The 14,448-nt window shown below is 42.9% G+C and carries 15 protein-coding genes; 9 read left to right on the top strand and 6 right to left on the bottom strand.

What is annotated here, in order from left to right:
• Positions 1–216: 216 nt before the first annotated feature.
• The gene (locus AMR95_RS00865) at positions 217–990 is read right to left on the bottom strand and encodes a class I SAM-dependent methyltransferase (protein WP_058837287.1); all 774 of its coding nucleotides are present in this window, start codon (positions 988–990) and stop codon (positions 217–219) included.
• A 116-nt stretch (positions 991–1,106) separates the two neighbouring features.
• Here AMR95_RS00865 and AMR95_RS00870 point away from each other — a divergent pair, with 116 nt between their 5' ends.
• Positions 1,107–2,024, top strand: a complete 918-nt coding sequence (locus tag AMR95_RS00870) for a LysR family transcriptional regulator (RefSeq protein WP_058837288.1) — start codon at positions 1,107–1,109, stop codon at positions 2,022–2,024.
• A gap of 241 nt (positions 2,025–2,265) precedes the next feature.
• Here the strand turns inward: AMR95_RS00870 and AMR95_RS00875 are convergent, their stop codons facing one another.
• Complete coding sequence (locus AMR95_RS00875; protein WP_058837289.1) at positions 2,266–3,051, bottom strand: carbon-nitrogen family hydrolase; 786 nt, start codon at positions 3,049–3,051, stop codon at positions 2,266–2,268.
• Positions 3,052–3,300: 249 nt separating this feature from the next.
• On the opposite strand from AMR95_RS00875, the gene AMR95_RS00880 reads away from it, so the two are divergent.
• The gene (locus tag AMR95_RS00880; protein WP_058837290.1) at positions 3,301–4,257 is read left to right on the top strand and encodes an acetylxylan esterase; all 957 of its coding nucleotides are present in this window, start codon (positions 3,301–3,303) and stop codon (positions 4,255–4,257) included.
• A gap of 35 nt (positions 4,258–4,292) precedes the next feature.
• On the opposite strand, the gene AMR95_RS00885 is transcribed toward AMR95_RS00880, so the two are convergent.
• Positions 4,293–4,607, bottom strand: a complete 315-nt coding sequence (locus AMR95_RS00885) for a hypothetical protein (protein WP_024424319.1) — start codon at positions 4,605–4,607, stop codon at positions 4,293–4,295.
• A gap of 92 nt (positions 4,608–4,699) precedes the next feature.
• On the opposite strand from AMR95_RS00885, the gene AMR95_RS00890 reads away from it, so the two are divergent.
• From AMR95_RS00890 to AMR95_RS00910, 5 genes are all read left to right on the top strand, one after another.
• Positions 4,700–5,470 (top strand): nucleotidyltransferase domain-containing protein, encoded by a 771-nt coding sequence (locus AMR95_RS00890; protein WP_058837291.1) that lies wholly within the window; start codon positions 4,700–4,702, stop codon positions 5,468–5,470.
• A 161-nt stretch (positions 5,471–5,631) separates the two neighbouring features.
• On the top strand, positions 5,632–6,549 hold the full coding sequence (locus AMR95_RS00895) for a proline dehydrogenase family protein (RefSeq protein ID WP_058837292.1): 918 nt from the start codon (positions 5,632–5,634) through the stop codon (positions 6,547–6,549).
• Between the two features lie 23 nt (positions 6,550–6,572).
• Positions 6,573–8,120, top strand: coding sequence for an L-glutamate gamma-semialdehyde dehydrogenase (gene pruA / locus AMR95_RS00900; RefSeq protein ID WP_058837293.1), 1,548 nt, complete (start codon positions 6,573–6,575; stop codon positions 8,118–8,120).
• 126 nt (positions 8,121–8,246) lie between these two features.
• A complete protein-coding gene (locus AMR95_RS00905; protein WP_058837294.1) occupies positions 8,247–9,479 on the top strand; it encodes a PucR family transcriptional regulator in 1,233 nt (410 codons plus the stop codon).
• A 133-nt stretch (positions 9,480–9,612) separates the two neighbouring features.
• A complete protein-coding gene (locus AMR95_RS00910; protein WP_039176390.1) occupies positions 9,613–10,911 on the top strand; it encodes an arsenic transporter in 1,299 nt (432 codons plus the stop codon).
• A 119-nt stretch (positions 10,912–11,030) separates the two neighbouring features.
• On the opposite strand, the gene AMR95_RS00915 is transcribed toward AMR95_RS00910, so the two are convergent.
• Together AMR95_RS00915 and AMR95_RS00920 are read right to left on the bottom strand one after the other, a co-directional pair.
• On the bottom strand, positions 11,031–11,708 hold the full coding sequence (locus tag AMR95_RS00915) for an amino acid ABC transporter permease (protein WP_047203935.1): 678 nt from the start codon (positions 11,706–11,708) through the stop codon (positions 11,031–11,033).
• A 12-nt stretch (positions 11,709–11,720) separates the two neighbouring features.
• The gene (locus AMR95_RS00920) at positions 11,721–12,527 is read right to left on the bottom strand and encodes a transporter substrate-binding domain-containing protein (RefSeq protein WP_372556208.1); all 807 of its coding nucleotides are present in this window, start codon (positions 12,525–12,527) and stop codon (positions 11,721–11,723) included.
• A 247-nt stretch (positions 12,528–12,774) separates the two neighbouring features.
• Here AMR95_RS00920 and AMR95_RS00925 point away from each other — a divergent pair, with 247 nt between their 5' ends.
• Entirely contained in the window at positions 12,775–13,104 is a 330-nt protein-coding gene (locus tag AMR95_RS00925; protein WP_039182972.1) for a YckD family protein, read from the top strand.
• Positions 13,105–13,146: 42 nt separating this feature from the next.
• Here AMR95_RS00925 and AMR95_RS00930 read toward each other — a convergent pair whose 3' ends face one another.
• Entirely contained in the window at positions 13,147–13,911 is a 765-nt protein-coding gene (locus AMR95_RS00930) for an MBL fold metallo-hydrolase (protein ID WP_058837296.1), read from the bottom strand.
• Between the two features lie 115 nt (positions 13,912–14,026).
• Here AMR95_RS00930 and AMR95_RS00935 point away from each other — a divergent pair, with 115 nt between their 5' ends.
• Complete coding sequence (locus AMR95_RS00935; protein WP_039176401.1) at positions 14,027–14,443, top strand: Lrp/AsnC family transcriptional regulator; 417 nt, start codon at positions 14,027–14,029, stop codon at positions 14,441–14,443.
• The last annotated feature ends 5 nt before the right edge of the window (positions 14,444–14,448 follow it).

A 14,448-nucleotide genomic window follows, 5' to 3' on the forward strand; every position in this document is an offset into this window, starting at 1 on the left:
AACTTATTCCAACGAGGGTAGGTTCTTTTTTTATTCAGAGAATCTAAAATGCCTAACCTATCTCCGCTCATTTATCATATAATAGAAACATGATGTAGCCCTCCTTGTCATGAGGAGGGACGTGTCACGAACGTAAAAAGCAATACAAGTGAGACAGTGAAGATGTATATTTGAAATAAAAAAGTCTACCGACGATGGTAGACTTTTTCTATCAGTTTAATGCTTGATTCCTTGAAGCAATGCAGCTTTTAAACAGAAAGAAATGGGCTGATGCTGTGCATCGAATTGAAGTTGAAACAGCTGCTTTGTGTCAGGTTCTGCGGCTTGAAGGTGGGAAACGATCTCCTTTTGAACGTTCTCTGGTGTGCGTCCACGTATAATCCAGTCCTGATAATCAATGTGCAGATCCCAGTAACGAATCTCGTTTTGAGTCAATTGGTTTGCTGCGAAAAGCTCTTTCCATTCTGATAACGAGCTTTCCCGCACATGAGAGGGATCTCTCAGTCTATTTAAGTGATTAATAAATGAATCCTGTGCAGTGTTTTCAGGTGCATAATGATCGACGAGCAGAAATTGGCCGCCTTTTTTTAAGACTCGGCTGATTTCAGACATGGCTGCCGGAAGGTCTGGAAAATGGTGAGCGGCAAATCGGCACGTCACTAAATCAAATGATTCATCAGAGAAGGGCAATGCTTCTGCGGCTGCCTGCTCAAAAGTAATGTGGGTCAGCTGGCGTTCTTCCGCAAGTGCTTCAGCAACCTCGATCATCTTTTGTGTGACATCAATACCGATTCCTTTAGAGATGACGTCTGAAAAGGAAAAAACGGTATGTCCTGCCGCACAGCCAATATCAAGTAAATGCTCATGTCCCGTCGCATTTGCTGCTGTTTTCATCCATTCCAGCTCTTCTCCGGCTGCAAATATAGGTGAATCTCGATAGTTCTCGGCATTTTGTGAGAATTGGTTCTCTGCTTTAGCATATGGATTCATTTCTTTTCCCCCTTTGTGGTCTCTTTATCGTAGAATTCCTTCTGTTATTTGTCTAAGACATAAAAGATATGGCATGAATAGTTAAAACCTATGAGGTGATGAAAGTGGATATACGAATGATGGAATATGTCATTGAAGTGTACCGGCAGCAAAGTTTTACAAAAGCAGCGGATCAACTTCATATTGCACAGCCTTCTCTAAGCCAGCAAATAAAGAAGCTGGAAGAGGAATTAGACACACCACTATTTATTCGAAAATATGGACAAGTAACGCCCACACCTCAAGGGAGACGATTCATTAAAAGGGCTGAGAATATTTTGAAGGAAAGAGATGATTTGCTGCGTGAAATGGAAGAAGCAGCTTATGAAATCGGGAAAGAGCTGAACATTGGAGCGCCAGCAGTGACAGGGGGATATGTCTTGCCCGGTTTATTAAAAACTTTTTGTCAAACGTATCCTCATGTTCACGTTCAACTGATAGAAGAGTCTCCACGTGAGCTCGAAAAACTTCTATTGGCTGGAAAGCTGGATTTGGCTATTTTATCGATGCCTGTCGAGCACGAATCATTGAAAACGAAACAAATGCTGACCGAGCCGCTCCTTCTTGCAGTTCCGCAAGCTGCTCAGCCCTGGTTATCAGAGGAATTGAACGAGATCATTGAGCAAGCAGGGCAAAAAGAGACCGGTCACGAAATCGTTCCCTTTCGGCTTCTTGAAGGTATCCCATTTATTTTGCTGAAAGAGGGATACGGTTTTCGGCAAGTGGTCACTGAACTGTGCTATCATCATGGTTTTCAGCCAAAAGTGGCTTTTGAAACAAGTCATATTCAAACAGCACAGGCAATGGTCAAAAACGAACTAGGAGTGACCGTTGTGCCGAAAATGATGGCACAAGTGGATAGGAACCAAGTCACTTATTTGCAAATTGATTCATGCCCAACCCGCACACTTGTGTTTGCATATGTGGAAGAAAGGTATTTAACGAAAGCCGCTCAAGCCTTCATGGACCTATATCAGAATCAAGGGAAAGCTTAAACAAACGTTTAATTAAACAAAAAGCAGGGGAGCACCCTGCTTTAAGATTGGTGACAAAGGGCTAAAATGATCTAGATTTTAGCCCTTTGTCTTCTTTTCAGCGTGATAGAAAACCTTTGCAGTTTAGGAAGGACGAGCACCGGAACGGAGCGAATTTGACATTCGTGTGTACCGGCGCGCAGACCTGACAAAGAATGCGAGGGTTTGTCAACACGCTGAAAGCAGGGGAGCACCCTGCTTTTTAATATAAGTCCAGACGCTGATCCGTCATCACCGGAATTTGCTGTCTTACTTCATCCACTAGATGAAGATCAATTTCCGCATAATAAATGTCTTCGTCATCGTTTGTTTCAAGCAGAATGCGGCCGAGTGGATCAATTACCATGGAGTGTCCAGGAAATTCCGTGTCTCTGCTTGTGCCAGTCCGGTTGACAGCAATCATAAATGACTGGTTCTCAATTGCTCTTGCAATGAGCAGGCTGCGCCAATGATCCACTCTGGCTGACGGCCATTGCGCTGTATTGACGAGGATCTTCGCCCCTTTGTTCACAAGTGTTCTAGAAAGCTGCGGGAAGCGGAGGTCATAGCAGATCATCGCGCCAATTTTCACATCTTCACTATAGTCAAATAAACCAAGCTGATCACCAGCGGTTAAATAGTTGTGCTCATCCATTAGACGGAACAAGTGAATTTTATCATAATCTAACAGAAGCTCACCTTGGCGGTTAAAGACATACATCGTGTTGGTGATGTTTTCATCTTCTGTTCGCTTATTTAAGACACTGCCTGCGATGAGATGTACTTGGTGCTTGCGGGCAAAGGAAGAGAAAAGTTGTTTTGTGCGTTCACCGTTTACATCCGCAAGTTGATCGGCTTGTTCAAGGGCGTAGCCGGTATTCCACATTTCAGGTAAAATGATCAGGTCAGGCTGCTCGTGAATTGCTTCTTCTAAGAAAGCTTCTGCTTTTTTAAAGTTCAATTCAGGTTCTCCAATTTGTACATCCATTTGGATAAGGGCGACTTTCATAGGGATTCCTCCTTTTTTCGCTATATGTCATGTGAAAATTCATGAACGATCGATCATCTTCATGAATATATTGTAAAGGATGATTCTGTCTGAGAACATCTAGTCTTTATGGTCAGTTTCTTTATCATAAAGGTTTCCATCATCTTTGCCAATAGAAATGTCAGAAGGTTTTGTTAAATGACTTTCTCAATCAAGAAATGAGTGGTATGATATATATATAACTAATAAAACAAAGGGGAATAGTAGGATATGCAATTGTTCGATTTATCATTAGAAGATCTAAAAAAATATAAACCAAAGAAAACAGCACGTCCTGATTTCTCAGACTTTTGGAAGGCATCGCTTGAAGAACTGCGTCAAGTGAAGGCAGATCCAGCGCTTGAACCTTATGACTATCCAGTGAAAGGCGTCAAAGTGTACCGCCTGACATATCAAAGCTTTGGCCATTCTAAAATTGAAGGCTTTTATGCTGTGCCTGATCAAACTGGTCCGCATCCAGCGCTCGTTCGTTTTCATGGCTATAATGCCAGCTATGATGGCGGCATTCACGACATCGTCAACTGGGCGCTGCACGGCTATGCAACATTTGGTATGCTCGTCCGCGGTCAAGGCGGCAGTGAAGATCAGGCAGTGACACCAGGCGGTCACGCTTTGGGATGGATGACAAAAGGCATTTTATCAAAGGAAACCTACTATTATCGAGGTGTTTATTTAGATACGGTTCGTGCACTCGAAGTCATTCAGTCCTTCCCAGAAGTGGATAAACAACGGATCGGCGTGATTGGTGGAAGCCAAGGGGGTGCATTAGCGGTAGCCGCTGCAGCCCTTTCAGACATTCCGAAGGTCGTCGTGGCAGATTACCCTTATTTATCAAACTTCGAGCGTGCAGTGGATGTGGCATTGGAGCAGCCTTATTTAGAAATCAATTCATACTTTCGAAGAAATAGTGATCCAAAAGTGGAAGAAAAGGCATTTGAGACATTAAGCTATTTTGATTTAATCAATTTAGCTGGATGGGTCAAACAGCCAACATTGATGGCGATCGGTCTGATTGACAAAATAACCCCGCCATCTACTGTGTTTGCGGCATACAACCATTTAGAAGCAGAAAAAGACCTGAAGATATATCGCTATTTTGGACACGAGTTTATCCCGGCTTTTCAAACAGAGAAGCTCGCCTTCTTACAAAAGCACTTGCTCAAATAAAAAAACAAAGAGGCCGCTCTAGGAGGGCCTCTTTTTTAATAACTCGTATTCTGCCTCGTTTTTTCATCAGGCACTAACGCTGTGATGATCAGGGCAAGAGCTGTGATGATATGCAGGATGAATCCGAGTATCGGAATCCAGGCGAGGCAGGATGTGATAATCCCAATGATGCTGCCAATCATTGGTCCTTGGTCTCGCTTCGATAAGACGAGTGTGATAATATGCAGAATAAGCATGACCATGAGCGGTGAATAGCCATTGCTAATAATAAATAGTCCTCCGATGACAGGGATGGCAAGACAGGCTTCAAAAATCCCGGTGATCCATTTCATGATGCGAGATATAGACATGAGATCCAACTCCTTTTTCATATATGTCTTATTCGTATTTTACCAAATCGTGATGAAGTCATGCAGATTTCTATAGAAAGAGTTGATGGTTGATGAGAGAGAGAATCAAGGCAGAGCTGAAAATCATCGAAGAAACGTATGACGTCAAGATTTGCCTCGCGGTCGAATCAGGCAGCAGAGCATGGGGATTCCCTTCGACTGATAGTGACTACGATGTTCGTTTTTTATATGTGCCTCGAAAAGAATGGTATTGGGCGATGGAAGAGCATCGTGATGTCATTGAACGGCCGATTGATGACATGCTTGATATCAGCGGCTGGGAGATTAGAAAGGCACTTCGCTTATTCAATAAATCGAATCCGTCCATCATGGAATGGCTGTCTTCTGACATCATCTATGCTGAATCCTTCTCTTTGGCAAAGCAGCTAAGAGAATTAAAGGATCGAGCGTTTTATCCCGCAGCATTGATGTATCATTACCTCAATATGGCGAAGCGGAATGAAAGCAGGCATTTACGAGGAGAGCAGGTGCGAATCAAGAAGTATTTCTATGTGCTTCGTCCGCTACTTGCCTGTCAGTGGATTGAACGCTACCGGACGGTTCCGCCGATGGACTTTCATGAACTGCTCGAGGAACTAGTGGAGGAAGGACCGCTTTTAGCGGAAATCCATGAGCTGCTCAAACGTAAAATGGACGGCGAAGAAATGGATGTAGAAAACCGCCTCGCTTATGTCCATCCATTTATCGACAAAGAGATCGAGCGATTTGATGAATTGGTGAAAAGCTACAATCAGCCGAAAGACAACCTGATGCAAGAATTAAATGAGCTGCTGCAGTCTACCCTTGATGAGGTGTGGGCGTAGGCAGGGAAGAGCCAGCCGGATCGCGGCAGGCTCTTTTTTATCTGTTATTGTGATAAAACCACAAAAAAAGTCAGAATTTTTGTCATCTTCAAATATTGTAGCGGACAGCTTATGAGCCTTACAATAAAGACATAGCTTACAAAGAGTGGGAGGTGCCCTTTATGGAGTCGGTCACAAGAAATTTCTTCTTGTTTTTGTCAAAGAGCAGTCTCTTGAACCATATTGCTCGTAATTGGGGAAGTGCTGTTGCATCTAAGAAAATCATCGGAGGGAAGGACTTTGAGAGTGCCATCCCTGTGATTAAGCGATTAAATGACCAAGGAATGGCTGTGACAGTTGATCACCTTGGTGAGTTTGTCACAAAGGCAGAGATTGCAAATGAACGGACGACTGAGTGTATTCAAACCATTCAGCGGATTGCAGAGGCGGGACTCAATTCTCACGTGTCACTCAAAATGACATCACTTGGCCTGGATATTGACGATGACCTTGTGTATCGCAATATGAAAAGGATTTTAGATACGGCAGAGAAGCACCGTATCATGGTGACAATCGATATGGAGGATGAACAGCGCTGTCAAAAAACGCTGGACATTTTTAAAGAGATGAAATCTCAATATGAGTATGTCAGTACGGTCTTGCAGGCGTATTTGTACAGAACAGAAAAGGATCTTGATGACCTAAATAAGCTGCAGCCATTTTTAAGACTGGTAAAGGGTGCCTATAAGGAATCCGCCGAAGTGGCGTATCCAAACAAAAAAGACGTCGATCAGAATTATCAAAAGCTGATCGAAAAGCAATTGCTCTCAGGGAACTATACAGCCATTGCGACACATGACGATCGAATGATTGAGTTCACGAAAAATATTGTGAAAAAACACAATATACAGACAAGTCAGTTCGAATTTCAAATGCTGTACGGCATGAGATCAGAAACGCAGCAAGCACTTGTGAAAGAAGGCTATCAAATGAGGGTCTATACTCCGTATGGACGAGAGTGGTATGGCTACTACATGAGACGTCTTGCAGAACGGCCGGCAAACATTGCCTTTGCTTTAAAAGGAATGACGAAAAAATAATTTGAAACGGGAGCGTGACAAAAATGACAACACCTTACAAGCATGAACCATTCACGGATTTTAGCCAGGAAGAAAACCGCAAAGCGTTTGAACAAGCATTAGCTAAAGTAACAGAATCACTTGGTCAAACCTATCCGCTCGTGATTAATGGAGAAAGAATTGAAACGAAGGACAAGATTGTTTCAATCAATCCAGCGAAAAAGGATGAAGTGGTTGGAACTGTATCAAAGGCCGGGAAGGAAGAGGCAGAACAAGCGGTTCAAGCAGCTGCGAAAGCATTTGAAACATGGCGTTATACGTCTCCTGAAGATAGAGCAGGCGTATTATTCCGTGCTGCGGCAAGCATTCGCCGTAAAAAGCATGAATATTCAGCCCTTCTTGTAAAAGAAGCAGGTAAGCCTTGGAATGAAGCGGATGCAGATACAGCAGAAGCAATTGACTTCCTAGAGTATTACGCTCGTCAAATGCTGGAGCTGGCGAAAGGCAAACCAGTGAACAGCCGCGAAGGGGAGCGCAATCAATATGTGTACACACCAACTGGCGTGACACTCGTCATTCCGCCGTGGAACTTCTTATTTGCCATCATGGCAGGAACAACAGTAGCGCCAATCGTCACTGGGAATACAGTTGTTTTAAAACCAGCAAGTGCGACGCCTGTCATTGCAGCCCGTTTTGTGGAAGAGCTTGAGCAAGCAGGACTTCCAAAGGGTGTTGTCAACTTTGTACCAGGAAGCGGAGCAGAGGTTGGGGATTACTTAGTAGATCATCCGAAAACAAGTCTGATTACATTCACTGGATCAAGAGAAGTAGGGACTCGTATCTTTGAACGCGCGGCAAAAGTGCAACCGGGCCAGCAGCATTTAAAACGTGTCATTGCTGAAATGGGCGGTAAGGATACAGTAGTTGTTGATGCGGATGCAGATGTTGAATTAGCGGCTAATGCCATTTTCACATCAGCCTTCGGGTTTTCAGGTCAAAAATGTTCAGCTGGATCGCGGGCAGTCGTCCACGAGAAGCTGTATGACCAAGTGGTTGAGCGAGTGAAGGAAATCACAGAAACGAAAACAACAGCCAATCCGCTTTCTGCGGATGTTTACATGGGACCTGTCATTGATCAAGCGTCCTTTGACAAGATCACGGATTATATCGAGGTTGGCAAACAGGAAGGCCGCTTAGTCACTGGCGGAACGAGTGATGATTCGGAAGGATACTTTATCCACCCGACCATTTTTGCAGATCTTGAGCCGACTTCCCGTTTAATGCAAGAAGAAATCTTTGGACCAGTGTTGGCTTTCTCGAAAGTCTCAAGCTTTGATGAAGCACTTGAGGTAGCCAATAACACAGAATACGGTTTAACAGGTGCTGTCATTACGAATAATCGTGATCACATCAACCGTGCGAAGCAGGAGTTCCATGTGGGGAACCTTTACTTTAACCGTAACTGCACAGGTGCCATCGTTGGTTACCACCCATTCGGCGGCTTCAAAATGTCAGGAACGGATTCAAAAGCAGGCGGTCCAGATTACCTAGCTCTGCACATGCAGGCAAAAACGATTAGTGAAATGTTTTAATATGGAAAAAGCATGAACCTGCACTGATGGGGTCATGCTTTTTTTGCCTGTCTGCGACTTGTTTCTATACAAATCTGACTGGAAAGAAGTATGATAAATGTATCACTTAATCAGGGAGCAATCGGGATGGAAGAGATATTAGAAAAGCTTCATACATTTTTTGATGTCGATAAATTAATTGCATTTATTAGCGGGTATTTAAAGAAGCCAGTCATTTTAGAAAGCACAGAGTGTCAGCTCCTTGCTTATAATTCTTACAGCATTCAGCAGTTTGACCCAGTCAATCAGCAAACGATTTTCTCCAAGGAATGTCCGGGGTCTGTGGTCGATTGGTTAAAGAAAACAGGGGTAATCGAGCGGCTTTTCGCGGAATCAAAGCCTTTTTATGTGAGCGGTCATGACGAGCTCGGATTTAATCGGCGGGTGGCTGTGAGTGCCAAGCATAAACAAGAGGTAGTAGGCTTTATTTGGGTGCAGGACATTGAGGATTCCCTTACTCAGGAAGAGCTGCAATTTTTACACGAAGCTTCCTTTCAGGTTGGAAAAGTGATATATAAGAATAAGAAACAGCTTGAGAAAAAGGAAGGCAAGATTGAAGAGTTTTTCAAAAAGGTCATGGATGATCATTTTTATACAGAAGAAGAGCTGAAATGGGAGGCTGAGAACTTAAGCATTCCACTGCCAGCCGTATTTACCGTCATGGTCGTGCACGCTGCCGATAACAAAAGTGAGACGGCAGAAGATGTGAAGGATGTCATTCGAACGTATTTGCAGCTAGAGGATAAAGTGAATCACGTCTATTCGGTTCAAGCAGATATCGTTGTTATATTAGGCAGCCTGTCAGATCGGCACTCACCGAAAGCGACTGCCGCTGATGTCATCGCACATCTGCAATCGAAAACGCATGCGCATCCCTCCCCTTTGTATATCGGAATGGGAAGAGAGTATCGTGATGTCATGAAAATGAGTACAAGTCGATTTGAAGCGATAGAGGTCGTCAAGGCAGTGAAAATTGTTGGAGGACAAGAACTGATTCCATACGATTATGAGAATTTAGGGGTCTTCCGGTTTTTAGACTCCATTTACAGTCATCAAAAAAAGAAAAACGACTTCAATCCAGATTTGTTACGTTTGAAGGAAAAAGACCGCGAAAGTCAAACTTCGTTTTTAAAAACGCTTGAAGTCTACTTATTGAATAACTGCAAGCTAAAGCCAGCAGCGGAGCAGTTGTTTATTCATCAAAATACATTAAACTATCGAATGAAACAAATTTTTGACATGACGTCGATCGACTTAAGTCATTTTAGCCAGCGGTGTGAGTTATTTATTGAATTGATGCTGATGAAAAAAGATCAATAATATATGATGGAATCCGCAGGTGCACGGGATCACCTGCGGATTTTCATGTGAAATGCGAAAATGGCATACAACTGATGTATTTCGTTGTATGATAGATAAAGATTTTATGAGAAAAATGAAAGGGGGGCCACCTTTGGGTTCAGTCACCTTAGCCATTTTGATTTTCATCATGACCCTCGTCCTTGTCATTTGGCAGCCAGGACGTGTCACCATAGGATGGTCAGCATGTGGGGGCGCCATTCTTGCGCTTGCCTTTGGCGTCGTTCATCTGGGCGATGTGTGGGAAGTTACGCAAATTGTATGGAACGCCACCTTTGCTTTTATTGGTATTATTATCATTTCGTTAATTTTAGATGAGATCGGCTTTTTTGAATGGGCTGCACTGCATATGGCAAAAGCCGCAAGAGGCAACGGTGTCCGCATGTTTATTTATTTAACATTGCTCGGCGCTGTTGTGGCTGCTTTTTTTGCCAACGATGGAGCGGCACTGATTTTGACCCCAATCGTCTTATCTGTCGTGAGAGCGTTGAAGCTGGATGAGCGCATGGTGCTACCTTTTGTGATGGCAAGCGGCTTTATTGCAGATACAACCTCCTTGCCATTTGTCATTAGTAACCTGGTCAATATCGTATCAGCCGACTATTTTCATATTGGTTTTCTAGAATATACAGCGAATATGTTCGTGCCAAACCTTGTGTCGCTTGGGGCGAGCATGCTGGTTCTGTATGTGTTTTACCGAAAGCTTATCCCAAAAACCTACGATCTGTCACAGGCGAAAGAGCCGGCATCAGCTATTCGAGATATCCGTATGTTCCGTTTGTCTTGGTATGTGCTCGGCTGTCTGCTTGTTGGTTATTTTGCGGGCGAGCTGATCGGTGTTCCAGTGTCCATTATTGTAGGCGGGATTGCCCTTGCTTTCTTGTGGCTGGCGAGAAGAAGTCCGCAAGTGGCGACAAAGCGAGTGATCAAAGAAGCGCCGTGGTCCATTGTATTTTTCTCGATCGGTATGTATGTCGTCGTATATGGACTGAAAAATGTTGGCCTTACTGAAATATTGGCGGCATGGATCGAGCAAGGGGCATCACATGGCTTGCTTGCAGGAACGATGTTTATGGGTGTACTTGCCGCAGTGCTGTCCTCTGTGATGAACAATCTGCCGACCGTTTTAATTGATGCGATTGCCATTGGACATACAGATACAGCAGGTGTCATGAGAGACGGACTGATTTATGCCAATGTTATCGGCTCCAACCTTGGACCGAAAATGACCCCAATCGGCTCATTGGCGACATTGCTGTGGCTTCATGTCTTAAAGAAAAAAGGCGTTCATATCTCTTGGGGGGCTTACATGAAAGCCGGAATCATCCTGACCATCCCAACCTTGATCCTCACTTTACTCGGATTATATGTGTGGTTATGGCTTATTCATTAATTATCGTGTATAACAAACCCTCGCATTCGCCCGCAGGTCTGCGCTCCGGTGCTTAGGGCTGCAAAGGTTTTCTATCATGCTGAAAAAGAGCAGATCCATGAGATCTGCTCTTTTTTTTGCTACAGATATTTCGCATAGCGTTTTTCTAAAAAGTCCTGAAGCAATGAGACGACACTGCAAATGCCCCAGTAAATGAGTGCGACCAAAATATACATGGTCATATAATCAAATTCTCGTCCGCCTACAATTTTTGCTTGCTGGAAGAGCTCTGGTACAGTAATCATCGCTGCCAGTGAGGAAGCTTTGATTAAATCAAGCATGACATTGGTCAATGGCGGCAAGGCGATGCGGACGGATTGAGGCAAAATGACACCGCGCATCGTTTGCCAATAGCTGAGACCTAATGATTTAGCCGCTTCCACCTGTCCACTTGGAACAGAGGAGAGGGCCGCCCGATTAATTTCTGCAATATAGGCAGCACTATTGAAGCTGAACCCAATAATGGCGGCAGTGACTGCTGTAAACTCAATGCCGATATAAGGGAACCCAAAATAAAGAATAAACAAAATCACCAGAATGGGCACGCCTCGCATGAATGAGATATACAGCCGTGCAGGCAGCTTAAGAATCCATGAATTCGCCATCCTGGCAAGAGCGATAAAAAAACCAAGAATGGTACCAAAAAACATGCTCACAAAGGAAATGAGCAGCGTCAGCCAGATGCCTTTCATGACAAACGGAAATGACGCCTTTGCCAGTGCAGGATTAAATATATATTCTAAATGAATATCTCCCACGATTGCGGCTCCTTATTTGGAAATGTCGACATCTTCGACATCAGCATCAATTTTCTTTGAGACGTCTGCATGATTAAAGAATTTCTCAGAAATCTTTTTCATTGTTCCGTCTTTTTTCATGTCGCTTAATACACGATTCAATTCTTTTTGAAGCTCTTTGTTGTCCTTCTTCATGACAAAACCTTGTTCATTCGGCATGTATTTCAAGTCAGGGTGAATCGTAATATTTAATTTAGGAAATGCAGCAAGAGCCAGTGTCTGCAAGTAATAATCATTTAAAATGACATCTGTTCGGCCGTTTGCAACATCCTTTAAGTATTGCTCGTTTGTCGCATTATCATAAATGACTTCCTTTGCACCGTACTTACGAGCGACATCCATGTAAATCGTCGTGGCAGCACCTGCTGCTTTCTTTCCTTTTAAATCTTTTAAAGTTTTAATGCCAGATAAATCATCTTTCCGTACGATAGCCGTTCCGTAGGAATACTTATAAGGGGTTGAAAAGGCAAACTTGTCTTTTCTGTCATCTGTGATGTCGATATCATTTGCAGCGGCATCCACTTGACCAGAATTAATGGCGCTCAGCATCCCGTCATAACCCATTTCTTTAAATTCTACTTTCACATCAAGACGTTTAAACGCTTCTTTGACAACTTCTACTTCATAGCCAGTTAATCGATCCTTGCCATTAGAAGTATCATGATAAGAAGTTGGATAAAGGGTGCCTGAAGTTGCAACCACGATTTTTCCTTTCTTTTTAATCTCATCCCACTTTGTGTCTCCAGATTGAGATGAGCCTGATTGGCTGCAAGCAGACATGATAAAGATGCAAGCAGATACAACAAGCATGATCCATATAGATTTTTTATGATAAAAACGACTCATTTAAGAATCCTCCTCTATTTTTGATACAAAACAAAACATAGCACGCTTTTTCTGATAGGACAACGTTTTCAGAAGAAAAGTGAAAAAGTAAGAATATTATAAGCAATTTGCGTGTTGAAATAATGTATAAAAAAGGAAAGTGAGCGCAAAATAAAGGCGAATAAAGGAGGGAACAACAATGATGAAAAAAATAAGCGGTTTGATCATCTTGTCGATGATGCTGTTATTTGGTTTTCAGATAGAAACGGCTCATGGAGAAACACCTCAAATGGAAAAGCGCCCGGTGACACACCAAGTGAAATTAACAGCAGAACAACAAAAACAAATTGAAATCCTTGAGCAGCAAATTCTTTCTAAACGAAAAGCAGTCATTGAGAAATATGTACAGTATGGCGTGTTAACAAAGGAACAAGGCACACACATCACGAAACGAATGGATGAGCATTACAATCATTTGAAAAAGAACGGATTTGTTCCATTGCTGAAAAAACCACAGCACCATCGCCCATAATAATGATAAAACCGGCAGCGAGGTGCCGGTTTTTTATTGTGATCAGAAGGTGAGACTTTCCCCATCTTGAGGGACAAAAATGGCTTGATCTGCATGATGCTCTTGAATGTAAGCTTCCAAAGCAGCTCTTGTTAACAAGCAATGATTCACAGCTTCAAGATGACAGGCGACAATTTGAGCTTTTGGCTGAGAACGGTGAATGTCTAAAATTTCTTCCTTAGTCATGGTAATCGGATCGCCTTCTAAAAATTGAGCAGCTCCGCTATTGACCACAATGACGTCTGGCTTGCATGTATTCACAACCTCTTTCGGTTCATCACACCAAATGGTATCACCTGCAATATAAAGGGTAGGTTCATCAGGGTGAGAGAAAACAAAACCGCTCACCTGCCCCATTCGCTTCGCCGTTTCTCCCGTCCCATGCTGTCCACCTGTACGTTTAATATGAACGCCGCAAATGTCCATTTCATCTTCAATGCATGTGACATGCTGAAATCCAGCTTCTTCAACTTCTTTTCGATCCTTCTCCGATTGAGTATAAATTGGCCCATCTTGAGCTAATTTCCTTTTGGCCTCGTCGTCAAAGTGGTCCACATGTAAATGAGAGAGTAAGACAGCATCTGGGTGTAACAGACTGTCTAAATCTATGTTTACGGGAAGCTCCACAATAGGGTTGTTCAAATGTTGATTGGCTGTATGAGGGAACGGTGGATATGTTCCTTTTGCTGCCAAAAAGGGATCGATTAAAAAAGTTGAATGACCATAGTGAAGGTATAAAGTAGCATTGCGAATGAGTGTAATTTTCATAAAAAGGCCTCCTTTTTTTCTGATTAAGTTTACAGTATATTAAAAGAGTTCTATGTGACAGAGGATCATGAAAGTCTTTTATCGGAAGGGCTTGATTTTTGAAAGAGGTGAGCCAATGCTAGACCAAACAGATATGAATATTTTAAAAGAACTATCAAAGAACAGCCGATTAACGATGAAAGCTCTAGGTGAAAAAGTTCATTTAACCGGCCAAGCTGTTGCAAATCGGGTGTTAAAGCTAGAAGAAGAAGGCGTGATCGAAGCATATACCATTTCAATTGATTGGCAGACGCAAAAGACGATTCAAACATTTTTGCAGCTCTATACCCGGAGTCATCATCATGAACCACTTCTGTCGTTTCTTTATGAAAAGGAAGAAATCAAGAATTTGTTCAAAATAAGTGGTGAGGGCTGTTATATGGCTGAAGGACATTTCTCGAGTCATGATGAGCTTGATCAGTTTTTAACGGAGCTGACAAATTACGCAAATTACAAACTGTCTATTGCGGTTAAACGTCTCATTCATCAATAATCGAA

It is taken from the genome of Bacillus sp. G1(2015b) (assembly GCF_001482475.1).
Lineage (GTDB): Bacteria > Bacillota > Bacilli > Bacillales > Bacillaceae > Bacillus > Bacillus safensis.